The sequence below is a fragment of the Paenibacillus aestuarii genome (genome assembly GCF_027789125.1).
GTDB lineage: Bacteria > Bacillota > Bacilli > Paenibacillales > NBRC-103111 > Paenibacillus_E > Paenibacillus_E aestuarii.
The window spans coordinates 1-25154 of sequence record NZ_JAQFVF010000046.1 but is presented as its reverse complement, the minus strand read 5'-3'; the positions used below and the strand labels follow the sequence as shown (position 1 = coordinate 25154).

Below are 25154 nucleotides of genomic sequence, written 5' to 3'. Positions count from 1 at the left end.
GTTAATCATCCATCATTTCTTCATAAAACTCGTGCTCTTCGTCTCCCTCTCCTGCACTTAACTGCCCTAACACTTTGTTAACAATTCCCCCTGTATAGCCTCTGCGCATAAGAAAAGCACCTGTTTTACGCTTCTTATCGATGGTTGAGCCTGAAGTAATTTTCCACTTGTTACGAGCCAGCTTCAATGCACCTTCCAGCTCATCCTCCGCATTAATGCCCGCAATGGCACCATGCACCAGCTCTTTGTGAATACCTTTCTGCTGCAGCTCCTGCTTGACCCAGTTGCGTCCCCGGCGCTGCGAATAAATGCGATGCTCCGCCCACATTTTGGCGAATTCTTCATCATTGAGATAATTTTGCTTCTCCAGCGTTTCCATGACCCCATCGATGATGTCAGCTTCAAATCCTTGCTCTTTGAGCTTTCGTCTCACTTCGCTCGAAGCGTGTGGTCTGCGCCCAATCATGTACAGCGCTTTCGTATACGCTTTATTCCGCTCTTCGTCTCGAATGATGATGGCCATCCGCTCTGGATCGATGATTTCCCCTTTGAACAGACGATGCTTGATCATGATGTCTTCATGCACGGAGAACGTGTATTCCTCATTAATGAAAATGTTATAACGGTGCTTGCCCCGCTTCTGCCTTTCCACCATCGTGATGACCGGCAGCCCCTGCTCTTCTTCCGTCAACGTCTACAACTCCTTTAATGAACGAAAGCACCTTAACCTGAGGTTAAAGTGCTGCCGTCTATGCCCATTCATTCACTTATTCAAAAGCAAGCGTTGCTTCTTCATCTTCATCATCGTCCGTATTCGGACCTGTTACTTTGATCAAGTTGCTGTTGTCGCGAATTTTTTGCTCGATCGTTTCGGCAATCGCCTTGTTCTCTTTGAGGAACGATTTGGCGTTCTCACGGCCTTGACCGAGGCGCTCGCCATCGAAGGAGTACCAGGCGCCGCTCTTGTTCACGATGTCCATTTCGGTACCGATATCGATGATGCTGCCCTCACGGGAGATGCCTTCGCCATACATAATGTCGATCTCCGCTTGTTTGAACGGCGGAGCTACTTTATTCTTAACGACCTTAATCCGCGTGCGGTTACCAACCATGTCGTTGCCTTGTTTAATTGTTTCTATCCGGCGAACGTCTAGACGAACGGAGGAATAGAACTTCAATGCGCGACCGCCTGGCGTCGTTTCCGGGTTACCGAACATTACGCCTACTTTCTCACGTAATTGGTTAATAAAGATGGCAATTACTTTGGATTTGTTGATGGCACCAGACAGTTTACGAAGCGCTTGGGACATCAGGCGGGCTTGCAGACCTACGTGGGAGTCCCCCATCTCGCCTTCAATCTCAGCCTTTGGCACCAGTGCCGCAACGGAGTCAATAACGATAATATCAACCGCGCCGCTGCGCACGAGTGCTTCAGCAATTTCCAGCGCTTGCTCACCGGTATCCGGTTGAGACAGCAGAAGCTCATCGATGTTAATGCCCAGTTTGCTTGCATACAAAGGATCAAGTGCGTGCTCGGCGTCGATGAAAGCAGCTTGACCGCCCACCTTTTGCACCTCTGCAATGGCATGCAAAGCTACAGTTGTTTTACCTGAGGATTCAGGTCCGTATACTTCAATAATTCTTCCGCGCGGAAATCCGCCGATTCCAAGTGCAATATCAAGAGCAAGCGAACCGCTTGAGATCGTTTCAACTTGCATATGTGTGCTTTCTCCAAGCTTCATGATGGAGCCTTTACCGAACTGTTTCTCAATCTGACGAAGTGCCATTTCAAGTGCGGCGCGACGATCTGTCAAAACACTCACTTCCTTTTATCATTATAGGTATATGATAACTCGTTTCAGGTCGTTTGCCAAGCATTTTTTCGAACATACATTCGTTATTTTGCGAACAAACAAAAAACCGCAACAAAGTTATCGCTTTGCTACGGTTCTTCCGTTAACAGATAGATTTATTATAAGCGAAAGCTAGATTTCTTTCAACAGTTTCCAGAAATGATACAATGCTCCTTTGGCCGCCCGATGCTTGATCGTCTCACGCGTGCCCGAGAGCTGCAAGGTCACAACCTTCGCCTCCACGCCGCGCTGGGCTAGGCCCAAGTAGACAAGCCCGACAGGCTTACCTTCGGAAGCGCCCGGACCGGCTACGCCAGTGACCGAGATACCGAAATCGCTGCCTGTCACAACCAGCAGCTGCTCGGCCAGGATGGCGGCCGTTTCTTTGCTCACGGCTCCTGGCGCGTCCGTGCCTTCAAGCACCTGCATAGGAACGTTCAGCAGCTTGTTTTTCAGCGCATTGGAGTAGCAAATGATACCGCCGAGGAACGATTGCGAGCTGCCCGGCACATTCGTGATCATATCGCTGAGAAGACCGCCTGTGCAGCTTTCGGCGACGGTTAGCTGGAGCTGCTTCTGGCCCAGCATTTGCAGAATGACCGTTTCAATCGGGACATCTTCCACGGCGTATAAGTGCTCCCCGACACGGCGGCGAATCTCCGCCTCGGTCGCCATTAGATTGCGTTCCCCTTCAGCCGCCGATAAAGCCCGGGTTGTCAGGCGGATGGTCACTTCCCCTTCTTTGGCGTAAGGCGCAATGGTCGGGTCGCTCTGGGATTCGATCAGATCGATGAGCTGATGCTCCAAGTTGGATTCGCCGATCCCGGCGAATTTCAGCATCTTGGAATAAAGCGGCACTTCGTCCGTCATGACGCCGCGCAGCCACTCGGAAGCATACTTTATAAACATCGGCTTCATTTCTTTAGGCGGGCCCGGGAGCAGTATGAAATGCGTGCCCTCATGCGTCAGCGCGACGCCGACGGCGAGTCCGGTCTCGTTATGTAAGGGATCGCTGCCTTCCAGCATCAGCGCCTGCCTGCGGTTGCTCTCGACCATATGAATGCCGCGTGTGCTGAACAGCTCGGTAATCGCTTGCATCGATGGCTCATGGAGAACCAACTGACGACCTGTATAGGCGGCCAGAACGTCTTTAGTCAAATCGTCCTGGGTAGGACCTAGTCCACCGGTACAAATGACGATATCCGCCCGCGAAGCCGCGAGCTGAAAAGCATCCATCAACCGCTGCTCATTATCGCCGACAACCGTCTGGTAAAACATGTCAATTCCTAAGGCTGCGCATTCCCGCGACAGAAACTGCGCGTTCGTATTCACAATTTGACCTAACAACAGTTCGGTGCCAACAGCTACAATCTCAGCTTTCATCTTCCTTATCCCTCCCTCAAAATTCAACCCGCCATCGAAACGGAAAAAACAATAGGTTGCCCTATTGTGTCTTATCCGAAAAATCTATGACATGCTTGTTTTTCACAAAATACTCAATACCTGAGTACAGCGTAATAATCGCTGCTACCCAGCTCGCAATAATATCGAAGGGGATATCCAAAAACGTAAACGGAAAATTATTAATAAGCAACGCAATAATAGCCGTAATCTGTGCAGCTGTCTTTGCCTTTCCCCATTTGCTAGCCGCCATCACGGTGCCTTCCAGGAGAGCAATCTGACGAAGACCGGTTACTGCCCACTCCCGGCTGATGATGACAATTACAATCCAGGCGTCAACTTTGCCCATCTCCACGAGCGATACGAGAACAGCCGTAACAAGCAGCTTATCCGCGAGCGGATCAAGCAGCTTGCCCAGATTCGTTACCAGCTTGCGCTTTCTTGCGATATAACCGTCCAAGCTGTCCGTACTTGCCGCAATGATAAAAATTAAAGCGGCAATAATCTGATTATAAGTAATGCTGAACTCCTCGATCCTGATGTGAGGGAATTTCACTTTGATCAACAGGAAAAACATGATGACCGGAACAAGCAGAATCCTCGCTATCGTGATGCGATTGGCTAAGTTCATGCAATAACCTCCCCTGATAAGTCGAACTCATAAGAGTGAGTAATGCGCACTTTTGCCATTTCACCGATTTTCAATTTGGCATTCGATACGAACACTTCGCCGTCAATCTCCGGCGCATCGTATTGGGAACGGCCAACATAGACATCGCTTCTGCCATCGTAACGTTCAATTAGAACATCAATCTCCTGCCCGATTCTTTGGCCGCCGCGTTGATTGGAAATTTCGCGTTGAATCTCCATCAAGGTGTTGGCACGGAACTCCTTCACATCATCAGGTACTTGATTCGGCAGGCGCGAAGCAGGCGTGTCATCTTCTTTGGAGTAAGCAAATACGCCCATGCGGTCGAATTCCATTTCACGCACAAACGCCTTTAGGTTCTCGAAATCTTCTTCCGTTTCCCCTGGGAAGCCAACGATCAACGAAGTGCGCAGCGCGACATCCGGAATCGCTTCGCGAATTTTACGCACAAGCTCGCGCGTATCCTTCTGACGGCCTGGTCTGCGCATGCGCTTCAGGATGGAATCCTCGCTGTGCTGCAACGGCATGTCGATATATTTGCACACTTTCGGATTGGCAGCGATTGTCGCAATCAATTCATCACTGAAGAAGCCTGGATATGCGTAGTGCAGGCGCACCCATTCGATACCTGGAACTTCACTCACTTTGTTCAGAAGTGCAGGCAGCGCAAATCCGTCATAAATATCCGTACCATAGTTAGTTGAATCTTGCGCGATCAGGCTGATCTCTTTCACGCCTTGCGCAGCAAGCTGAGTCACTTCATTGACGATCGATTCCATGCTCCGGCTGCGGAACGCACCGCGCATAATCGGAATGCTGCAGAAGGTGCAAGCATTGTCGCAGCCTTCAGCAATCTTGACATACGCCGTGTAGCGGGGCGTCGTAACTTGACGAGGCAGGTCCGCATCGTAGTTGAACACAGGGTTCCCGATCAGAACCGGCTTCTTCCCGCGCAATGCTTCATCTACAATGTGATTGATCTTGTCAAAATCTCCCGTACCGACAATGCCGTCGATCTCCGGCATCTCTTCCATCAATTCTTTTTTGTAGCGCTGTGTCAAACAGCCGGAGACGATGAGCGCCTTCAAATTAGCCGTTTGCTTCAGCTCAGCCATATCCAGAATCGTATTCACGGATTCTTCCTTCGCTGCATCGATAAATCCGCACGTATTCACAATAATAACGGTTGCATCCTCTTTGTTATCTACAAGTTGGAAGCCTCGGCCGTGAATCAAACCAGCCATAATTTCGGAATCGACTAAGTTTTTCTCACATCCGAGCGTAACTACTTTAACCTTCTCTGTCATGAATAAAACAACCTCCAATAGTCCTAAACCACTCTTTACAAGTATAATACATGCCCTATAGGGTGTCAAAAAGTGAAAACCCCCTATATCTAGGGGGTTGCATGGTTTTAATCGTTCTATTTCAGGTTGACAAACTGTAAATCGAGCGGAATTTCCGCTTTGCGGAGCATCGAGATCACCGCTTGCAGGTCATCCTTGCTTTTGCCGGTTACGCGAATTTGATCGCCTTGAATCTGGCTTTTTACTTTCAGCTTGGAATCGCGGATCAGGATGTTAATTTTTTTCGCATTCTCCTGGTCCACGCCTTGTTTCAAGGAGATCTTCTGTCTCACCGTGGAAGATGCGGCAGGCTCTATTTTGCTGTACTCCAGGTTCTTGATGGAGATGCCGCGCTTCGTCATTTTGCCATGTAAAATATCGAGCACGTTCTGCAGTTTAAACTCGTCATCGGAAATGACCGTCAGTTGGTCCTTTTCCAACTTAATGCTGCTCTTGCTGCCTTTAAAATCAAATCGGGTCAAAATTTCTTTCTCCGCCTGTTGGATGGCGTTGTTCAATTCCTGCATGTCCACCTTCGATACTATATCAAATGAACTCTCTGAACTCATCTACACATACCCCTTTTCCATGAATTTCATATTGCATTATAGCAAGAAGCGGCTCAAAAAGAAACATCCCGCAGCTTGTATGCCTTGGGATGCTCTCCAAACCTATTCATTGCCCGGGAAAGCGCGGAATGCGCCAAAATTCTAGCTTTTTTGCAAGTTCAGCTGAACTTTCTTCGGATTAGGCGTATCGCCAACCGGTATGACTGTTCCATTCACCGTCAGTTCCAATGCGCTAGCCGCACCGACACTCAAATAGGCGGAACCGTCAATCTCAAATGTATCCGTGTCACCGTTGCTGTACAGCTTCTGCTTGAGCATTTCCTTCGAATTATCAGCTTTCAAAGCGTTCACTTGAATCCAGCACTGCGAGCCTATGATTTTCAGCTGGACGTTCAGCTTATCCGAACCTGTCACCGTATAATTATCCACGCCCTTCTCATTGCTGCTGTATTTCACTTGCACAGCCGGAGTTGGAGTCGGAGTTGGCACTGGTGTAGCCGGAATCGGTGTAGGCGTTGCCGCGTATGTCGCTTCCGTTGCCGAGTTCAGCTTCGTGCCGCCGGGATTCGTGGAATCTGTAATTTTGGGCGATTGCGTCTGGGAGGGCTTATCCTCCGCAGGCGTTCCTTTCGCGTTCTTATATGTATAATAGTACACGATCCCAAATATTAACAAGATAAAGCAAATGAACATGACGCTGGATGCCCAGCGGCTCATCTTCTCCGTATTGCGAACACTCTTCCGTTTGGTACGAATCGTCTCCACAACCGGCTGTTCCGTTACCGGAGACGGGTTCGTCGTCTGGTACATATTCAATACTTCAGTAGGGTCCATCCCTACCGCTTCTGCATAACTCTTAATAAAAGCTCGGACGTAAAAGCTTCCCGGCAGCACTTTATAGTTGCCTTCTTCGATAGCCTCCAGGTAGCGTTTGCGAATTTTCGTTACTTCCTGTAGGTCGTCCAGTGAAATCTTCTGGTCCAAGCGCGCTTTACGCAGGATATTCCCAAGCTCAGACACAAGATCACCTCCTTGAAAAAAATGTCATGTCCAGATATCAGCAATAATTAGAATGGCTCCGATGTATATGTAAAGGAATCATAATTAATTTCTTCATCCGGTGTATTGCGCAATTCGATGATGTAATCGAAGTGATTATAGGTATATTCAGACTCGCGAATAAAAATATCCGGGTGTTCGATGACTTTGGTCGAAGGCATTGCCATGATTTCCTGAAGCAAGCTGTAGTGCTTTTCATTCGAACGGATCGTAGATACAATGCCGTCGATGATGTAAACGTTATTCGTCGTCATCTCATCTTCGGAAAGCTGACTTCTCACAGTCTGGCGAAGCAAAGTGGAAGAGACGAACGTCCAGCGCTTATTCGCGCATACACTGCCTGCGATAATCGACTCTGTTTTACCGACACGCGGCATGCCGCGCAGACCGATCACTTGGTTACCTTCACGCTTGAAGATTTCGCCAAGGAAATCAACCAGCAAACCCAACTCGTCACGCGTAAAGCGGAACGTCTTGCGGTCATCGGAATCGCGTTCAATATAGCGGCCATGGCGCACAGCCAAAATATCCACCAGCTTAGGTGGGCGAAGCGCCGTGATAGTGATATTATCTACTTTTTTTAACATTTTACCCATTAAATCGATTTTTTCTTCATCATTCGTTTGCAAAAGCATGCCGCGTGTACGGTCTTCAACCCCGTTAATCGTCACAATGTTGATATCCAGCATCCCCATAAGCGATGCGATATCCCCCAGCAAACCGGGACGGTTCTTATGAATCTTGTACTCCATGTACCACTCTTTTATGTCCAATCTTTCCACCTCATCGTCGTTTCCATGGCTATCTAGATAGCCAAGCGTGAAATATTTCTACAAATTTCGGCACAATCCTTCTATACCATTATAAGGGATACAAAAATTATTTCAATTTCAGCTCTTTCAACTCTTGATCGCTATATGTTGTCGCGCCGCTCTGCCAGGTGTGCCGGAGCATGCCGTTCAATCGATTATTCATAATAGCCGTCCAATCGAGATCCGCCGACAAGGCATCGCTTAGGTCCATAACGGATACGCCAAGCGTTTTCGCTTTTTGAATATGGGCGGCATCTGTGGCCGCATTGAAGATGATCCAGCTTGAAGCATGCTGCTTCGTCTGGAGTGACAGCTGCTGAAACCATTGCTGGTTATTGTCAAGCAGCACGATATGGTCGGCTTCCTCCGAAGGCGCCCACGCCGACGGAATCGGACGGTCTGCGCGCGTCACCCATTCGACTGATGTATTCGTTGCTAAGACACCGCTGACCCATTGGTTTTTCAACGTATCGATCTTCGCCGGGTCGATTTGGAACACCGCCGCCTTTGCCACTGCACCGCCCGCACCGCTTGCGCTGGGATCCAGCTGGTTTTGCATCAGCGTCCACTTGCCTGTGGTCAGGTTCTGGCTGATTAGCGGGTTTGCAGCAGGCAGCAGTTCATTGCCGATTACGTATATGTAGTCATAAGGCTTCGATTTCAACTTTGCAGCAACCGAATCATCCATGGTCTGCAAATCTTTGACCCAATCAAAAGCGATCTGGTTGGAGTCCCGCCACTGCAACAAGGTTTGGCTGACAGTCTGTTCCGCCGGGTCGCTTAAGCTGGCGCTTGTCAGCATTAATACTGACATTTTTTTGTCCATAAGCTCCTGCTTAATCGCTGGAATGCCTCGGTTTCCACAGCCGGTTACCATCAATGATAAGAAGAGTAAACCAATTACAAAACGCTGCTTTCTCATGAAGTTTACGGTTCCTTTCTATCCTAAAGAAGTGAGGTTCTTTAGTTGTCAAGCAGACAAAAGCCTCCACGAAGGAGGCTTAAGTGAACTGCCTTATTGAATTGTAAAACGGTTATTAGCCTTTGTCCACTAATTTTACCATAAGACCAGCGAGCGCACGCTGCTCTTCCTCATTTCCCACATCCCAAAGCTCTTTGAGCACCCGCTCCTGAGAATTTTTGGGATCTACCTGGGTGGACAGATAGTCACCGACATGATAAGCGAGATTGTTGATCGTAGCGTTGTTCATCCCGGTGTTTTGCGCTTGATCCACGCGCTCCGACAAAAAGCCTTTCCACTTATCAAATGTTTCAAGTACCGACATGTTAGAAAATCCTCCTTTGAGTTCTGAGAAATGGACATTACGTAAAATAATATTCTCTTCACCTCAAAGAATTATTCGCGGGGGGCGTTCTAAACGAAAGTTGAACCTACGTCAACCAACCGCCGTTCGGACTTATAATCTGACCGGTGATGTAACCGGATTCCGGCAGCGCCAGGAAATAAACGAGCGAAGCGATTTCATCCGGCAGCGCGAAACGTCCCGCAGGAATTTCGCTCTCGATTGCCGCTTTCTCTTCCTCCTGAAAGCCCGCCATCATCTCTGTATGTACGGCTCCCGGTGCAACCGCATTGACGGTCACACCGGAGGGAGCCAGCTCCTTCGCCAGAGCTTTGGTAAAAGCGTTCATTCCGCCCTTGGCTGTGGAATAAACAACTTCGCAGGACGCACCGGAGATCCCCCAGATGGAGGATACATTGATGATGCGTCCGTATTTTTGACTGATCATGTGCGGCATAAAGGCTTGCGTGCACAGAAATGCGCCTTTGAGATTGATATCCATGATCAAATCCCAATCTTCCTCGCTGATGTCGGAAAGCAGGCCATAATGGGCTATCCCGGCGTTATTCACGACGATATCAGGAATCATGCCTTTATGCTCCAGCTTCTCCTTCATCTTGCCGATCTGCTCGCGGGAGCGGATGTCGGCGGAAACCGTCAACACCTTGGCGCCATGCTTCATGCACCTGCGGGCGACTTCATTCGCCGCCTCATGCGACTCGCGGTAATGAATCACGACGTTCATGCCCACCGTCGCAAAGCGCTCCGCGATCGCCGCGCCGATGCCCCTGCTGGCACCGGTGATGAGAACGGTTTGCTCAGTAAAGGGCCTGGCAGGATTCACGATTGCCCCCTGCTTTGCACGATCGAGACAGCCAGACGGCTCCAATCGAAATGCTCGCAGAAGCGCTTATTGACGTCTTCAAGTGTCAAGCTCTCATAGACAGGCAAAATATCGAACAAATCGATGCTTTTGAAGCGGTATTTCGTAAACTCGTTGGCAATAGCTTCCGGAGAGTTCATCATGCGCAGGAAATTGCCGATTTTCTTCTTCCGACTGCGTTCGAACGTAACGGCGTCAAGGCCGGGCTCTCGGCGCTTTTCCACCTCTTCTTTGATTCGCGCCACGAGCTGATCCGGATCCTTCGTATCTCCGCCCAGAATCGAAAAGGCATAATCTTCGCTGCAGTTATAATCATGGCCAAAGTTATCGGTAATCAGCTGCTCATCATAAAGCGCTTGATAAATATCAGAGCTGGAGCTGAACAAAATATCGAGCATCAGCTTCGTCGTAACTTCTCGGACGAGCAGGTCTTTGCCGCTGACGCCAGGCGCCGGCTCTTTCAGTCCGAACAAGCATTTCGGCATGGAGACAGGAAGGTTCGTTATGCGGCGCGCCTCACGGACTTCCAGCGGCTCCTCTACAGCAAACCGATGGATCTGCCCTTGTGCAGGGAAGCTTTTGGCTGCCTGGTTCTCTTTAACAAAGGCCACCACTTCCTCGGCATTCACGCCGCCTACGACAAATAAGCTCATATTGCTCGGATGATAGAACGTATGGTAGCACTCATATAGAGTTTCTTTCGTAATCTGCGCGATGGATTCCACTGTTCCGGCAATATCGATATGGATCGGATGCTTCGCATACAACGACTCGATAAGCCCGTAATAGCTTCTCCAATCTGGGTGATCCTGGTACATTTTGATTTCCTGACCGATAATGCCCTTTTCCTTTTCAACGTTTTCATCCGTAAAATAAGGGTTTTGCACAAAGTTAATCAACGTTTTGAGGTTTGTCAAAATGTGATCCGTCGAGGAAAACAAATAAGCCGTACGGTCGAAGCTAGTGAACGCATTCGCCGATGCACCTTGCGAAGCAAAGCTGGCGAAGATGTCGCCTTCCGGCTCTTCGAACATTTTATGCTCCAGAAAATGCGCAATCCCGTCAGGTACACGCACTTCCTCTTTCCCTTCAACTTGAAAATGATTGTCAACCGACCCATATTTCGTTGTAAAGGTCGCATACGTCTTTTGAAAGCCTTCTTTGGGAAGTACAAACACATGTAACCCATTGTCAAGCTGCTCGTGATAGAGCGTTTCATTGAGATGTGGATAAGGTATTACCTTCATGGTCTACTCCCCTTTCTGATCCCGCAAAAAGTAAATCGTATCCAGCTGAACCCGCTTCGCAGCTTCCGCGATTGTCTTTGCGTCCACCTGATTCACGGCTTCGATGAGGCCAGAGACGGTGCGCTCTTTTCCGGATAAAATCGCATTAAAATCAAATGAGATCAATTCAAATGCCGAATCCTGCAGCTCACGAAGCTGATTGGAGATCATCGCCCGCGTCTGGTTCATTTCGGTCTCGCTGATTTGCCCTTGCTCCATCGCTTGCAGCTGCTGCTTGATGATGTCGACGGCCTTCTCATAATTTTGCATCTCAATGCCCGATTGGATGGTCAGAATTCCCTTATGCCCGTCAAACCGCGAAGAGGCATAGTAGGCCAGGCTCGCTTTCTCCCGAACGTTGATGAACAGCTTTGAATGTGCATAACCGCCAAGCACGCCGTTATACATCAGGGCGACCGGATACTGCTCATCCCGGTAACTGACGTTGGTCCGCAGACCCATATTCAATTTGCCTTGATTGACATCAAGGCGTTCAACGACTGTTTTAACCTCACGCTGCACGGCATGTGTCTTCGAGGTCTCATAAACCGCATCTTGACTGCGGTCGATCTTGAACGCCTCTTTGACGATGGCTTCTACCTCTTCAAGCGTCGTATTGCCGACCACATAAATATCAAGCGGCGCGGTTTGCAGCCAAGCTTGATAATCGTTGTACAAAGACTGCGAACTAAGCCCTTCAAGCTCTTCGATCTTGCCAAGCGCATGCAGGCGATAGGGCTCGTCGCTGCACATCTCTTCGATACAGCGCTCAGCCGCATAACGCACTTTGTCGTTAATGACAGCTTCGAGGCGCTTCTGCAGCGTCTGCTTTTCGGAATCGACATATTTATCACGGAAATGGCCGTTCTCCATGGCTGGGCGTGTGAGCGTTTCCCCAACGAATTCCAGCCCCTTCTTCAAAAGGGATTCATTAGAAGAGACGAAACGATCATTGATGATATCCATGCGCATCTGCACAATCTGATAATCACCGCGTTTGTAAATATCGAAGCCAAAGCCGGCACCATACAGATCGTCCAGGTACTCGCGAAATTGCTTTGTTTCCGGCCTGAGCTCAGTGCCCCTTCGCAATACAAAAGGCGTCAGCGCCGTGCTTGTAACGGTTTGTTCCGCTAAGGGACGGCCTATGTACACCGATATGGCAAATGTCTTAAATTGATCTGTTGGCAGCACGTGAAGGCGTATATGATTCAACGTGCTCCGCTCAAAGTGTATCTGCTTCAAAGGTCGTGTCTCCCTTCCTGATTCCAAGATATGTATCCATTATATTCCTATACGAACAAGAGAAGCAACCAAAGCTGGCTCCTTCTCCTTGTCCTCACTGCTATTATTTACAGAAAATATGCTTGCCGATCTGCTTCACTTGCGGGCGGCTCCAGATCCATTTGGATGTGGCCGTTTCCGGGTTAAAATAGTAAATGCAGCCGCCGGTAGGGTCCATGCCGTTCAGCGCATCCTTGACAGCTCGCTTCGTAGATTCGTTAGGCGTCAGCCAAATCTGGCCGTCGGCTACAGCGGTAAAAGCACCTGGCTGAAAGATCACGCCGGATACGGAATTCGGGAAGCTAGGATTCTTCACACGGTTGAGAATGACCGCAGCCACCGCTATTTGACCTATGTAAGGCTCGCCACGCGCCTCGCCGTTAACGGCATTGGCCATCAAATTCAGATCCTGCTCGGATAGGCCCAAGTTGTTCGACGGGGTCAGATTCGCCGAGGATTCTCCGCCTGTTGTCGCTCCGCCACCTCCACCACCTGTTGTGGTTCCACCGCCGCTAGTGCCGCTGGTGCCGCCACCTGAGATTGGCACTGTAGGCTTCCAGTTTTTGGTTGCCTCCCACAGCTTCAGTTTCGTTTTCGGCCCGACAATACCGTCAACGGTCATCCCGAATTCACCTTGGAAACGTTTCACAGCGACCAAAGTTTTGTAACCAAAATCCCCATCAATATTGCCTCCGTAAAAGCCGATGAATTTCAGTCGTCCTTGAAGTTCATTAACATCCGTCCCTGTTGCTCCATATCTGATCTCGTTTTTACTAAACGTTTCTTCTGTTGACGGAGTCATCTTTTGTTTAAGCTGAAATGCTACAACTAATACAAAAACGATACAAAACGTGATGACGATTAGTCTTTTGTTCATTCCCGTACTCAACCTCTCTTTTCAAATAGCAGCCTTTTCTTGCTTATTATGAGAATGGAAGGCGATGATTATGCACAACAAAAAACTCTCATAACCTGGACCGGGTCACAAGCTATAATGAAAATTCCATTACCTTCGGCAATAAGTTGACAAGATCAGACTGCTGGGGGATCGAAAGGGGGCGGGCTGCACTTTATCGGCAGATATCAGACTGGAGCGCGTGTGTTAAGCCTTGCATCTGCTGCAAGTCGGCTTAACCGTTATACAGCATGTTATGCCAAGTGGCGGTAAGGCTCTAAATGCGGAGAGTTTAGTGTTTGAGCGGATGCAGTCTTGATTTTCCATTTTCCAAGCTGATATCAACAAAAAAGCACTCTCATACTGAGAGTGCTTCTCTTAATCGCGTTAGGAACTGATTCGATTATGGTGATACTGCTCCACGGACATCAATACTTCCCGCGGTTTGCTTCCTTCATAAGGGCCTACAACCCCTTTGGCTTCCATGGAATCAATCAAACGGGCGGCACGGGTATAACCTACGCGCATGCGGCGCTGCAGTAAGGAAACCGAAGCTTGTTTCGCTTCGAGAACGATTTGTACCGCTTGATCATACAGCTCGTCCGCAAATTCTTCCTGCTCCTCCGTCTGCTCCTCGACCTGCGGCACCAGCTCTTCCTGGTAGTTCGCCTGCTCCTGCGTCCGGCAGAAGGTCACGACGTGTTCGACTTCCTGATCGGATAAAAAAGCGCCCTGCACGCGAACCGGCTTCGATGCGCCAACCGGCAGGTAGAGCATGTCTCCCCGCCCTAGCAGCTTCTCGGCGCCAACCATGTCCAGGATCGTACGGGAATCGACCTGTGAGGAAACCCCGAACGCGATCCGTGAAGGAATGTTCGCTTTGATGACCCCTGTGATAACGTCCACGGACGGACGCTGGGTCGCAATGATCAAGTGAATGCCTGCTGCACGCGCCATCTGCGCCAGACGGCAGATCGAATCCTCGACATCATTGGCGGCGACCATCATTAAGTCGGCCAACTCATCGACGATGACAACATAATAAGGCAGAGGCGGCGCTGTGCCGCTTTCCGTCAACATCGCGTTATAACCTTCGATATTGCGTGTACCGCTCTTAGAGAACAGCTCGTAGCGCTTTTCCATCTCGACGACGATTTTTTTAAGCGCCAGCGATGCCCGGCGCGGATCAGTCACAACGGGCGCCAGCAAATGCGGGATGCCGTTGTACACGTTCAGCTCGACCATCTTCGGGTCGATCATCAAGAACTTTACTTCATTCGGCTTGGCTTTGTACAAAATGCTCGTAATGATTCCGTTAATGCAGACGGACTTCCCTGAGCCTGTCGCACCCGCTACGAGCAAATGCGGCATTCTCGCCAGATTGCCGACGATCGGCTGGCCGGATATGTCGCGCCCCAATACGACCGACAAGCGTGAGCTTGCTTCGTTAAAGGCATTCGTCTCCATGACCTCGCGCATCGTCACGATCGACACTTCCAAGTTCGGCACTTCGATACCGATGGCTGACTTGCCGGGAATCGGTGCCTCCATCCGGATATCTTTGGCCGCGAGCGCCAAGGCGATGTCATCCGTCAAACTGACGATCCGGCTGACTTTGACCCCCACGTCAGGTTGGATCTCATAGCGTGTCACGGCTGGGCCGCGCACAACTTCCAACACTTTGGCGCGGACGCCGAAGCTCTCGAGAGTCGCCTCCAGCTTCCTGGCATTCGCTTTGTAGTCCGACATCTCGCTGCCTTTGCCGACAGCAGGCTTGGCCAACAAATCTAATGCAGGCAGCTCGTAGGGACGCAGCTGAACTTGAGGCGCATCCTGCTTGAACTCCATTGAGACGTTCTCGCCATCATCCCCCGTCTCTCCTGCTCCTTCCGCTTTCGAGCTGGCTAGCTTAGCAGGTGCCGTCTGAGCAGCGGCCTTGGCTGCCGGAACGGTTTGTTGGACCAGCCCCTCATCCCCAAGGCCCATTTGCTGCGCTTCCTGATACACTTGCTCTTGAAAGTCGCGAATGATCGGTGTAACTGGCTGATCTTCCCGCTGATCCATGGCGATACCAGGCGCCTCGTCCCGATCCGCTTGCTCAGCCTGGTAGACGACCTTCTCCGTAGCGTCAGATGGGCTTTGCTCATCTTCATCATCCTTGTCAACTTCCGGCTTCTTCCGCCCTTCCTTCACTGGACGCAGCAGCTCCATGAACAATGGTGCCTTCTTCGCCCGTTTCACAGGCCTTAATACCTCTTCATCAAACTCATCGTCGACAGGCACATAGGCCGGCTTCTTCATCCGGTTGTTGCCGCTTCCCGAACCACTTGAGCCCCCTGCGCCGCCGGTTTCCGCTGCAACCGCCGCACGCTGCGGCTGACGCGTTTCCCGATCCTGCAGCCATTCTTTCATTCGTTCTTTGAAATTGTCGCCCACATTTTGGAAACGGCCACGAACCATATGCCCAATATCAACATAAGATAGACCTGTGGCCAGGATGAAACCGATGACAAACAAAGCGTATTGAATCAGTCTCGCCCCTAAATAATCGAACAAAAAATACAGGATCGCATACAGCACAGCACCGATCATACCCCCGCCGATTCCGTGCTGCAGTGCAGCCTTGCCGGCTTCCGTAGGATGAAGCCCAGCTAACATGGCTTCCCACGTCGAGGAAATGACTTTGCCGGATGAAAATCCGCCGTCCGGGTATAACTGCGCGAACAAATCAATATGATTCTTAATGAGCAGCCCCAGAATAAACAGGAGGATTCCTGCTTTCTTCGAAGTTTTCAGCGGAGGCCACGCTCGCTTGATCATGGCATACAACGCCACATAAATAAAAATTAACGGTATCAGCGCGTACCAGGTTCCAACGAAAAAGCGGAACAAATACGTCAACGAATTGCCAACATGGCCTTGCTGGGCTAGCGCGATGACCGAAAAAATCAAGATGACAATCCCGTATAACTCGAAGAGCAGGTTCGTCTTAACGGACTTGACGGACTTCGTCGTCTTCTTTTTGCGTCTTGCCATTCATGTCACCCCCAAGACCACATTATACCATATCGGGTTAGGGGGAAGATACTGGCAGAAAGGCTTAGCTAACTTAGGTCACTGACAAATCAGGACTGTATGTAATCATCGTCCCCGGCGCATAGCGCGTATTCAAATAATCTTGCGGATTACAGCTGTGCAGCCGTACGATCCGCGCTTGGAAGCCGCCGACCGGCTCCACTTGCATGGTCACGCCCTGCACTGTAATTTCCATATAATTGGGAGCAAAGCTGTCCATCCCTTGATAAATATCCTCCAGTGGTACGATTGAATAATGGATCATTAGACGAGCACCTCATTAGCCGCCGTCGTGGCTGTTTTCCGCTTCTCTTCGATCCGCTGATTCAATTCTTTGATCGCTTCGCCAATGCCGCCGACTTGGTTAATCAAGCCGTACTTGACGGCATCCGCACCGATAACCGTCGTTCCGATATCACGGGTAAGCTCGCCGGTTTTGAACATCAACTCCTTGAATTTCTCCTCGGAGACATGCGAATGTTTGGTGACGAAGCGTGTGACGCGCTCCTGCATTTTATCCAAATACTCAAACGTTTGTGGCACTCCGATAACTAACCCGTTTAAACGGATCGGGTGAATCGTCATCGTGGCCGTTTCGGCAATGATCGAATGATTCGCCGATACCGCAATCGGTACGCCAATGCTATGACCCCCGCCGAGCACCAAGGTAACCGTTGGTTTCGATAACGTCGAGATCATTTCCGCAATGGCAAGCCCGGCTTCCACGTCGCCCCCGACGGTGTTTAAGATGATCATCACACCTTCAATTTTCGGATTCTGCTCAGCCGCAACAAGCTGGGGAATGATATGCTCGTATTTTGTCGTTTTATTTTGAGGCGGGAGCACAATGTGACCTTCCACTTGGCCGATGATAGTCAAACAAAAAATGTTCGACTCACCGGTAGGCGGCGTACTCGTCTGGCCTAGCTGTTGAATATTTTCGAGTGCGGGGTTCTTTTTCCCCTCTTCTGTTGCTGGTTCCTGCTGCTTCGTATCTGCCATGACTATTCCTCCCAAGCGTTAATCGCCAGATGAGCTGGCGTCGTTGCCATCCATACACTGACAGTTCTCAGTATCTCCCATAGTATGATGTGACCGCGACACTTTCATGCATTGGCAGTCGGGAACCAAAAAAAGAGCTCCTCCGCGGTGGAGAGAGCTCTCGTTATTTGCATAGGTTCAAGTGACTAGTTCGAGACTAGACTTCCATAATAATAGGAAGGATCATAGGTCTTCTTCTGGTTTGTTCATATAAAAATCGTCCAAGCGCATCTTTCACATTCGTTTTGAGAGATGCCCATTCGTTCACATTTTCGTTCATGAGTTTCGTCAACGTATTCGTTACAATACGGTTCGCTTCTTCCAAGAGGCCTTCGGATTCACGAACATAGACGAATCCTCTGGAAATGATATCCGGACCGGATAAAATTTTGCCGTCTTGTTTGCTCAGCGTCACGACGACGACCAAAATTCCGTCTTGCGACAGCAATTTACGGTCGCGCAGCACGATATTACCGACATCGCCAACGCCTAAGCCATCGATCAGAATGTTGCCGCTTTGGACTTTGGAGCCTTTGCGGGCTACGCCGTTCTGAACTTCAACCGTATCTCCGATATCGCAGATGAAGATATCTTCACGGTTGATACCTACCGACTCAGCCAGCAAACCATGCTGACGGAGCATGCGGTATTCCCCGTGAATCGGGATGAAATACTTCGGCTTCATCAGATTCAGCATCAGCTTCAATTCCTCTTGGCTGCCGTGACCTGATACGTGCACCCCGGTAACAGAACCAGGACCGTAGATCACGTTAGCACCGATACGGAACAGCTCATCCACCGTACGACCGACATAACGCTCATTCCCCGGAATCGGTGTAGCTGCAATAATGACGGTATCTCCCGGCAAAATGTCAACTTTGCGATGCGTGGAACGGGCCATTCTCGTCAATGCTGACATTGGCTCGCCTTGGCTGCCCGTCGACAAAATGACGACACGATCTGCGGCAAGCTTGTTCACCTCTTCAGGCTCAATCAGCATGCCGTCCGGAATGTGCAGATAGCCTAGCTCGCTCGCGATCGAAACCACGTTCACCATGCTGCGGCCGATGACGGTCACTTTGCGATTCGTAGCGGCTGCGGCATCGAAAACCTGCTGCACGCGATGAATGTTCGAAGCGAAAGTCGCAATGATCACTCTTTGCTTAGCTTTGCGGAACACTTCTTCAATTTCCACGCCAACGCTTTTTTCCGAGCCTGTGTAGCCTGGACGCTCCGCGTTCGTACTATCTGAAAGCAAGGCGAGAACGCCTTTCTTCCCAATTTCCGCCATGCGGTGCAAGTCTGCGTATTGTTCGTTGACCGGAGTCTGGTCGAACTTGAAGTCCCCTGTATGAACAACGACGCCCTCCGGCGTATCCAAAGCTACGCCCACAGAGTCCGGAATACTATGATTAGTTTTGAAAAATGAAGCCGTAATCGTTCCGAGGTTGAGTACAGATTCCGAATTAATCAGCATCCGCTTCGTTTCCCCAAGCAGGTTCGCTTCTTTCAGCTTCGCTTCGATCAAGCCAAGTGTCAGTTTCGTCCCGTACACAGGAACATTCAAATGCTTAAGCACATATGGCAGACCGCCAATGTGGTCTTCATGACCGTGAGTGATGATAATGCCGCGTACTTTATCCCGATTTTCCGTCAAGTAGCCGATATCCGGGATGACGATATCAATCCCGAGCATATCTTCCTCTGGAAATTTTAAACCGCTGTCAATAACTACAATATCGTTCGCGTACTGCACGCAGTACATGTTCTTTCCGATTTCGCCCACGCCGCCAAGAGCGAAGATCAAAAGTTTATCTATATTTTTTTTGGACAAGAATATACCTCCTTCTTAGATTGGACGACGAATTTTAGATGATTAAACCGAACCAGTCACTTGCAACCATTATACATGAAGAAAAACAGCAATTACAAGTCGAACCACCCTGCTATCGCTAGTGTCCCCCAAAAAAGAAAACCGATGCTGGAAGCACCGATTCATTAGGCGTTATCATACAAAAAGAGATTGGATGAATTGTCCTTCTTGCTCGGATACCTGAACTAACGGAAGTCTTACGCCGCCTGTCTGGATTCCTTTCAAAGCAAGGGCATGCTTGATTGGAGCAGGGCTTGGCGCACAGAAAATTCCGGTAAAAATAGGATGTAATTTACGGTGGAGTTCTCCCGCTTGCTGTATATTGCCTTCTAAATAATACTTTATCATAGATTGCATTTCTTTTCCAATCACATGGCTGGCAACGCTGATGATGCCTTTGCAGCCGATGGCGATCGCTGGCAGCGTATTGCTGTCCTCCCCGCTGTACACCGAGAAATCTGCCGCAACGCCATTCAAAATGCGCGTAAGCTGATCCGTGTTGGCGCAATCTTTGGTAGCCACAATGTTCGGAATGCTCGAAAGGCGAATCGTTGTATCCGCATCGATGTTCACACCTGTGCGTCCTTGCACATTATACAGCACGATAGGAACTTGAACCGCTTCTGCAACCGCTTTAAAATGCTGATAGAGCCCCTCTTGCGAAGGACGGTTATAGTAAGGAGCGACGACGAGAAGCGCGTCAACTCCAAGTTTTTCAACTTTTTGAGAAAAATGAATCGTGTGTGCTGTGTCATTAGAGCCCGTACCTGCAATGATTTTGCAGCGGCCTTTGGCAGCGCGGACGGATGCTTCGATCAACTGCAGCTTCTCTTCTTCCGTCAGCGTCGGAGATTCACCTGTAGTCCCGCAGATCACGAGGCTATCCGATTGCTGTTCTTCGATTAAATAATTAATCAGTGGTTCAACCTGGTCCCAATTGATGCGTAATTGATCGTCAAATGGGGTTACCATCGCTGTGACTACTCTTCCGAAATCCACCGTAACGCCTCCCAAAGCTTACATAAATGATTATTTGTTCAAATAAAATTTCTGGTGCAGAGCCCGAACGGATCTGACCATATCTTCCCCATGCACAAGCACCCAAATGGTGGTATTCGAGTCTGCCGATTGCAGAATCCGAATGTCCTCATTGGTTAAAGCTTCGACAATTTGCGCCATAATGCCCGGTACACCGTTCATGCCGCCGCCGATAACCGATACTTTGGCGCAACCGCGCAGAGCCTTCGGCTCATAGCCTTGGTTTTTCAGTAAACGGACAGCGCGATCAGCTTCGTGGTCAAATACGGTGTACACGACACCGGAAATGTTCACGTTAATGAAATCGACGCTGATCTGATGCTGAGCCATCGTCTTGAAAACGCGCAGATGGAGATCGAAATCGCCTTCTATCGCGCTTACCTGGATCTGCGTAATGTTCGTAAATTGCGCAATGCCTGTGACGAACCGGTCCGTTACTTGACTGGACTCATGATGAATCGTGTCGCCGGCAGTGACCAATGTGCCCAGCTCCTTCGAGAAGGTGGACCGGACGCGAATCGGAATATTGGCCTGCATCGCAACTTCGACTGCACGCGGATGGATGACTTTCGCGCCGTTATGCGCCATGTTGCAAATTTCGGCAAAGCTCACGCGAACCAGCGGTTTGGCATCCTCAACGATGCGCGGATCGGCCGTTAAGATGCCGTTGACATCGGTGAAAATGTCAACGATGTCAGCTTTCAGCGCCGCACCGAGTGCCGTTGCCGATGTATCGCTGCCTCCGCGACCAAGTGTCGTTAACTCTCCCTGGCTGGATACCCCTTGGAATCCTGTTACGACGACCACTTGTCCTTGCTCTAATAATTCAAGAATCCGAGTAGGTTGGATCGATGTAATTTGCGCATTGCCATGCACGTCATTCGTCTGAATGCCGGCTTGCCCGCCGGTAAGAACAGTTGACGCAATGCCATTTGCCTGCAGCAAGCTGCTCAAATGTACGGCTGAGATTAACTCGCCGCAGCCCATCAACATATCGAGCTCCCTTGCCGGCAGCCCCTCCCCGTTCTGACGAACAAGGTCGAGGAGCGTATCCGTCGCATAGGGTTCTCCCTTCCTCCCCATCGCTGACACCACAACAACTAATTTATACTCTTGCGCTAGTGCGTCTTGAATATGACCAATGACATGTTCTCTAGCTTGAACGGTGGAAAGCGATGTACCTCCGAACTTCTGTACGAGTATACGCATGTGTTTCCCCCAAATTCATATCCTGCTTCAACGTGCAGCAGGTGCTAATTATTGTTCAATAGCAATATATTCAGCAATTTGTACCGCATTCCACGCAGCGCCTTTCAGCAGATTGTCGGATACAATCCACATATTGACTGCTCTTGGGTTGCTCAAATCGCGGCGGACGCGCCCCACGAAGGTCTCCAGCTTGCCTGCAGCGTCAGTGGCGAGCGGGTACACCTGCTCAGCCGGGTTATCTGCAAGGACAATACCAGGCGCGCTTGCCATTAAGCTCTTCACTTCCTCGATGTCGAAATCTTCTTTCAACTCGACATAGACGGATTCCGAGTGACCGTATACCACCGGGATCCGAACGCAAGTCGCCGTCACCTCAATGGCGTCGTCGCCCATGATTTTCTTCGTTTCGAGAATCATTTTCATCTCTTCGTTGGTAAAGCCGTTGTCATGAAACTTATCAATTTGCGGAATCGCATTGAAGGCGATTTGATGCTTCACTGGCAGCGACCCGACAGGCAAAATGTCAGGATTGGATGCCTTTCCTTCCAATACCTCTTTGGACTGGCGCAGCATCTCGTTGATCGCTTTGGCACCTGCGCCGGACACCGCTTGATAAGTTGAAACGATGATTTTGGATATACCATAGCGGTCATACAATGGTTTCAATGCGGCAACCATCTGAATCGTTGAACAGTTCGGATTCGCGATGATGCCCCTGTGTTCATTGATTTTGTCAACGTTCACTTCAGGGACGACAAGCGGCGTATCCGGATCCATCCGATAAGCACTAGTGTTATCGATACAGATTGCACCGGCTTCAACGGCATGCGGAATCAGCGCCTTGGAGACATCTCCTCCAGCGCTGAATAACGCAATCTCTACTCCGTTGAAGCTATTTGGCGTAGCTTCTTGAACGATGACCGGTTGACCGCGAAAAGTGAGCTTCACGCCCGCAGAACGGGCGGAGGACAGCAATTTCAGTTCTTGAATGGGGAAATTCCGCTCTTCAAGCAGACGAATGATTTGTTCACCGACGGCGCCTGTTGCGCCGACAACTGCAACGTTGAATAGCTTCTGGTTCGACATGTCCTCTCCCCTTCGGTCAAATTGTATATCAATTAATATTGAAATCTCTCAATGAGCATCGGCTGCATCTGCTTGCCTTGCAGCGCCGCTTCACAAGCTTCCATTATCAAATCCATTCTGGCCACCAGCGAATTGGGCTTGGCGCCTGGCGCATCTTGGCCGAACGGAACAAAGTAAATGTTCTTCGTAATGAGGAGCTTCGCAATGTTCATTGCATTCAGTCCAAGGCCATCGTTCGTGGAGATCGCCAGAACGAGCGGGCGCTGATTCCTCATTTGCGCTTTGGCTGCCATAAGTACCGGGCTTTCCGTCATGGCATTTGCCAGCTTGCTGGTCGTGTTGCCGGTGCATGGCGCAATCACCATAACATCCAACAGCTTGGATGGGCCAAGCGGTTCTGCATCGACAATGGAAGATATGATGTCATTCCCTGTAATGTCCTTCAATTGCTGCTGCCAATCCGCAGATTTGCCAAAACGCGTATCTGTTGTCAGGATTGAATTGGAAACAATCGGAATCACCCTAGCTCCCGCATCTACGAATCTCTTAATCTGCGGCATCACTTCTTCTAATGTACAATGGGAACCGGTTAATGCATATCCCACCGTTTTATCCTGCCAATTCATTCCACATCGCTCCTGTCTATGAAGTCTTCCTCGATCAGTTGGCTCAGCGTATTCGCGATGATGCGGCCAGCTGTCTTCGGTGCGACGATGCCAGGTAATCCGGGCGCCAGCATCGCTTTAATGCCTCGTCTCTCCGCGAAACGGAAATCCGTTCCGCCGGGCTTCGAAGCCAAATCGATGATGAGCGCGCGATGTGGGATATTGGTAATTACTTGCGCTGTGACTATCATAGTCGGAATTGTATTAAAAAGCAAGTCAATATTCCCCACTTCCGGGTACAGATCCTTCGTGTAAAAAGGCTGAAATCCCATCTCGTACGCCCTGGCAAAATGCTCCGGTTTCCTTACGCCAACCTTCACTGTCGCGCCTAATCCTTGCAGCGTTCTTGCCATCGTAAATCCGGTGCGGCCAAACCCAAGAACCATACACATGGAGCCGTGAATGGTAATATCCGTGTTCTGGATCGCCATCATCAAAGCGCCTTCTGCGGTTGGGATCGAGTTGTAAATGGCCACATCGTCACGATCGAATAATTCAACCAAAGTAATCCCATGTGCAGCGCAAAGCTTCTTCAAATAGCTCTTGGCCATCCCCGTGTATACTTTGGCATGTTTAGGCATCGCTGCAATGTGATCATCCGTCAAAATCAACTCATCGCTGGAAAAGATCGATTCCACTTGGCCCGCATCATCAGTACCTACAGCAGGCAATACCAAAGCGTCAATGTTCGCAAGCAGCGACGGCTGCAGCTTGGCGCTGGTCACTCCGCTAAATTGCCGGCCCAAATTATCAAAGCCGATCAATGTTATCGTCGCATCAAGTTCCGTGAACTTCTGTATCACTTCAAGCTGCCGAGCGTCTCCGCCCATGAAAGCAACCGAAATACCAGTAAGCATTCCCGCTTACACCCCTTTCTCGGTCCGTTTCGATATGTTATCTTATGCTTTCGCCCAAGGATGGGTGACTTCTTCACGCTCAGTTCCTTAGCTTCGCCCAGCCTTTCTTTTCTTGTACAAAAAGAAGAAAACGCAAAAAAAAGGCCGCTGTGGGAGTGTTGAATGTGCGTGTGCGTGTAAGATGCCGAAGTCCGCTTTTGCCCAATTAGAGAGTGGCTGACTTGTGGTGAGCGCGCTGCAGGTCGATTTTACCCAATTAGAGAGTGGCTGACTTGTGGTGAGCGCGCTGCAGGTCGATTTTATCCATCAGAGAGTGACTGACTTGTGGTGAGCGCGCTGCAGGTCGATTTTATCCAATTAGAGAGTGACTGACTTGTGGTGAGCGCGCTGCAGGTCGATTTTACCCAATTAGAGAGTGACTGACTTCTGGTGAGCGCGCTGCAGGTCGATTTTACCCAATAGAGAGTGACTGACTTCTGGTGAGCTCGCTGCAGGTCGATTTTATCCAATTAGAGAATGACTGACTTGTGGTGAGCTCGCTGCAGGTCGATTTTATCCAATTAGAGAGTGACTGACTTCTGGTGAGCGCGCTGCAGGTCGATTTTATCCAATTAGAGAATGACTGACTTCTGGTGAGCTCGCTGCAGGTCGATTTTACCCAATTAGAGAGTGACTGACTTCTGGTGAGCGCGCTGCAGGTCGATTTTATCCAATTAGAGAGTGACTGACTTCTGGTGAGCTCGCTGCAGGTCGATTTTACCCAATTAGAGAGTGACTGACTTCTGGTGAGCGCGCTGCAAGTCGATTTTATCCAATTAGAGAGTGACTGACTTGTGGTGAGCGCGCTGCAGGTCGATTTTATCCAATTAGAGAATGACTGACTTGTGGTGAGCGCGCTGCAGGTCGATTTTACCCAATTAGAGAGTGACTGACTTCTGGTGAGCGCGCTGCAGGTCGATTTTACCCAAT

General features: G+C 49.8%; 23 protein-coding genes. All 23 read right to left on the bottom strand.

Annotation, left to right across the window (positions count from 1 at the left end):
* Position 1 precedes the first annotated feature (1 nt).
* Positions 2–691: a regulatory protein RecX gene (locus O9139_RS19725; protein WP_270881187.1), complete on the bottom strand. Its 690-nt coding sequence runs from the start codon at positions 689–691 to the stop codon at positions 2–4.
* A gap of 76 nt (positions 692–767) precedes the next feature.
* Positions 768–1814, bottom strand: a complete 1047-nt coding sequence (recA, locus tag O9139_RS19720; protein ID WP_270881186.1) for a recombinase RecA — start codon at positions 1812–1814, stop codon at positions 768–770.
* Between the two features lie 171 nt (positions 1815–1985).
* Positions 1986–3236: a competence/damage-inducible protein A gene (locus tag O9139_RS19715; RefSeq protein WP_270881185.1), complete on the bottom strand. Its 1251-nt coding sequence runs from the start codon at positions 3234–3236 to the stop codon at positions 1986–1988.
* Between the two features lie 61 nt (positions 3237–3297).
* Positions 3298–3885, bottom strand: a complete 588-nt coding sequence (gene pgsA, locus O9139_RS19710; protein WP_270881184.1) for a CDP-diacylglycerol--glycerol-3-phosphate 3-phosphatidyltransferase — start codon at positions 3883–3885, stop codon at positions 3298–3300.
* Positions 3882–5210 (bottom strand): 30S ribosomal protein S12 methylthiotransferase RimO, encoded by a 1329-nt coding sequence (gene rimO / locus O9139_RS19705; RefSeq protein ID WP_270881183.1) that lies wholly within the window; start codon positions 5208–5210, stop codon positions 3882–3884. Before rimO ends, pgsA begins: the two co-directional genes overlap by 4 nt.
* A 116-nt stretch (positions 5211–5326) precedes the next feature.
* Positions 5327–5818 (bottom strand): YajQ family cyclic di-GMP-binding protein, encoded by a 492-nt coding sequence (locus O9139_RS19700; RefSeq protein WP_270881182.1) that lies wholly within the window; start codon positions 5816–5818, stop codon positions 5327–5329.
* 141 nt (positions 5819–5959) lie between these two features.
* Positions 5960–6838, bottom strand: coding sequence for a helix-turn-helix domain-containing protein (locus O9139_RS19695; protein WP_270881181.1), 879 nt, complete (start codon positions 6836–6838; stop codon positions 5960–5962).
* 47 nt (positions 6839–6885) lie between these two features.
* A complete protein-coding gene (locus O9139_RS19690) occupies positions 6886–7629 on the bottom strand; it encodes a DUF3388 domain-containing protein (RefSeq protein WP_377524134.1) in 744 nt (247 codons plus the stop codon).
* 127 nt (positions 7630–7756) lie between these two features.
* Complete coding sequence (locus tag O9139_RS19685; RefSeq protein ID WP_270881179.1) at positions 7757–8611, bottom strand: hypothetical protein; 855 nt, start codon at positions 8609–8611, stop codon at positions 7757–7759.
* Positions 8612–8726: 115 nt separating this feature from the next.
* Positions 8727–8975 (bottom strand): DUF3243 domain-containing protein, encoded by a 249-nt coding sequence (locus O9139_RS19680; RefSeq protein ID WP_270881178.1) that lies wholly within the window; start codon positions 8973–8975, stop codon positions 8727–8729.
* 106 nt (positions 8976–9081) lie between these two features.
* The gene (ymfI, locus tag O9139_RS19675) at positions 9082–9837 is read right to left on the bottom strand and encodes an elongation factor P 5-aminopentanone reductase (RefSeq protein ID WP_270881177.1); all 756 of its coding nucleotides are present in this window, start codon (positions 9835–9837) and stop codon (positions 9082–9084) included.
* Complete coding sequence (gene yfmH / locus O9139_RS19670; protein ID WP_270881176.1) at positions 9834–11123, bottom strand: EF-P 5-aminopentanol modification-associated protein YfmH; 1290 nt, start codon at positions 11121–11123, stop codon at positions 9834–9836. The genes ymfI and yfmH overlap by 4 nt, the downstream gene beginning before the upstream one ends.
* A gap of 3 nt (positions 11124–11126) precedes the next feature.
* A complete protein-coding gene (gene yfmF, locus O9139_RS19665) occupies positions 11127–12407 on the bottom strand; it encodes an EF-P 5-aminopentanol modification-associated protein YfmF (protein ID WP_270881175.1) in 1281 nt (426 codons plus the stop codon).
* 103 nt (positions 12408–12510) lie between these two features.
* Positions 12511–13323, bottom strand: coding sequence for a spore cortex-lytic enzyme (gene sleB, locus O9139_RS19660; RefSeq protein WP_270881174.1), 813 nt, complete (start codon positions 13321–13323; stop codon positions 12511–12513).
* Between the two features lie 405 nt (positions 13324–13728).
* On the bottom strand, positions 13729–16377 hold the full coding sequence (locus O9139_RS19655; RefSeq protein WP_270881173.1) for an FtsK/SpoIIIE family DNA translocase: 2649 nt from the start codon (positions 16375–16377) through the stop codon (positions 13729–13731).
* Between the two features lie 73 nt (positions 16378–16450).
* Complete coding sequence (locus tag O9139_RS19650; protein ID WP_270881172.1) at positions 16451–16681, bottom strand: YlzJ-like family protein; 231 nt, start codon at positions 16679–16681, stop codon at positions 16451–16453.
* A complete protein-coding gene (locus tag O9139_RS19645) occupies positions 16681–17418 on the bottom strand; it encodes a ClpP family protease (protein WP_270881171.1) in 738 nt (245 codons plus the stop codon). The genes O9139_RS19650 and O9139_RS19645 overlap by 1 nt, the downstream gene beginning before the upstream one ends.
* Positions 17419–17614: 196 nt before the next feature.
* Positions 17615–19291 carry a ribonuclease J gene (locus tag O9139_RS19640; protein ID WP_270881170.1) on the bottom strand — a complete coding sequence of 559 codons (1677 nt, stop codon included), beginning with the start codon at positions 19289–19291 and terminating at the stop codon, positions 17615–17617.
* Between the two features lie 174 nt (positions 19292–19465).
* Complete coding sequence (dapA, locus tag O9139_RS19635) at positions 19466–20329, bottom strand: 4-hydroxy-tetrahydrodipicolinate synthase (RefSeq protein WP_270881169.1); 864 nt, start codon at positions 20327–20329, stop codon at positions 19466–19468.
* A gap of 30 nt (positions 20330–20359) precedes the next feature.
* On the bottom strand, positions 20360–21577 hold the full coding sequence (gene dapG, locus O9139_RS19630; protein WP_270881168.1) for an aspartate kinase: 1218 nt from the start codon (positions 21575–21577) through the stop codon (positions 20360–20362).
* Positions 21578–21625: 48 nt separating this feature from the next.
* The gene (locus O9139_RS19625) at positions 21626–22663 is read right to left on the bottom strand and encodes an aspartate-semialdehyde dehydrogenase (protein ID WP_270881167.1); all 1038 of its coding nucleotides are present in this window, start codon (positions 22661–22663) and stop codon (positions 21626–21628) included.
* 32 nt (positions 22664–22695) lie between these two features.
* Positions 22696–23289 carry a dipicolinate synthase subunit B gene (locus O9139_RS19620; RefSeq protein WP_270881166.1) on the bottom strand — a complete coding sequence of 198 codons (594 nt, stop codon included), beginning with the start codon at positions 23287–23289 and terminating at the stop codon, positions 22696–22698.
* Positions 23286–24185 carry a dipicolinate synthase subunit DpsA gene (gene dpsA, locus O9139_RS19615; RefSeq protein ID WP_270881165.1) on the bottom strand — a complete coding sequence of 300 codons (900 nt, stop codon included), beginning with the start codon at positions 24183–24185 and terminating at the stop codon, positions 23286–23288. The genes O9139_RS19620 and dpsA overlap by 4 nt, the downstream gene beginning before the upstream one ends.
* Positions 24186–25154 lie beyond the last annotated feature (969 nt).

Coding starts and splice junctions, on each gene's coding strand:
- O9139_RS19715 (WP_270881185.1), bottom strand. CDS start 3,236: ATGAAAGCTGAGATTGTAGCTGTTGGCACCGAACTGTTGTTAGGTCAA.
- pgsA (WP_270881184.1), bottom strand. CDS start 3,885: ATGAACTTAGCCAATCGCATCACGATAGCGAGGATTCTGCTTGTTCCG.
- rimO (WP_270881183.1), bottom strand. CDS start 5,210: ATGACAGAGAAGGTTAAAGTAGTTACGCTCGGATGTGAGAAAAACTTA.
- O9139_RS19700 (WP_270881182.1), bottom strand. CDS start 5,818: ATGAGTTCAGAGAGTTCATTTGATATAGTATCGAAGGTGGACATGCAG.
- O9139_RS19690 (WP_377524134.1), bottom strand. CDS start 7,629: ATGGAGTACAAGATTCATAAGAACCGTCCCGGTTTGCTGGGGGATATC.
- O9139_RS19685 (WP_270881179.1), bottom strand. CDS start 8,611: ATGAGAAAGCAGCGTTTTGTAATTGGTTTACTCTTCTTATCATTGATG.
- O9139_RS19680 (WP_270881178.1), bottom strand. CDS start 8,975: ATGTCGGTACTTGAAACATTTGATAAGTGGAAAGGCTTTTTGTCGGAG.
- yfmH (WP_270881176.1), bottom strand. CDS start 11,123: ATGAAGGTAATACCTTATCCACATCTCAATGAAACGCTCTATCACGAG.
- sleB (WP_270881174.1), bottom strand. CDS start 13,323: ATGAACAAAAGACTAATCGTCATCACGTTTTGTATCGTTTTTGTATTA.
- O9139_RS19655 (WP_270881173.1), bottom strand. CDS start 16,377: ATGGCAAGACGCAAAAAGAAGACGACGAAGTCCGTCAAGTCCGTTAAG.
- O9139_RS19650 (WP_270881172.1), bottom strand. CDS start 16,681: ATGATCCATTATTCAATCGTACCACTGGAGGATATTTATCAAGGGATG.
- O9139_RS19645 (WP_270881171.1), bottom strand. CDS start 17,418: ATGGCAGATACGAAGCAGCAGGAACCAGCAACAGAAGAGGGGAAAAAG.
- dapG (WP_270881168.1), bottom strand. CDS start 21,577: ATGCGTATACTCGTACAGAAGTTCGGAGGTACATCGCTTTCCACCGTT.
- O9139_RS19625 (WP_270881167.1), bottom strand. CDS start 22,663: ATGTCGAACCAGAAGCTATTCAACGTTGCAGTTGTCGGCGCAACAGGC.
- O9139_RS19620 (WP_270881166.1), bottom strand. CDS start 23,289: ATGAATTGGCAGGATAAAACGGTGGGATATGCATTAACCGGTTCCCAT.
- dpsA (WP_270881165.1), bottom strand. CDS start 24,185: ATGCTTACTGGTATTTCGGTTGCTTTCATGGGCGGAGACGCTCGGCAG.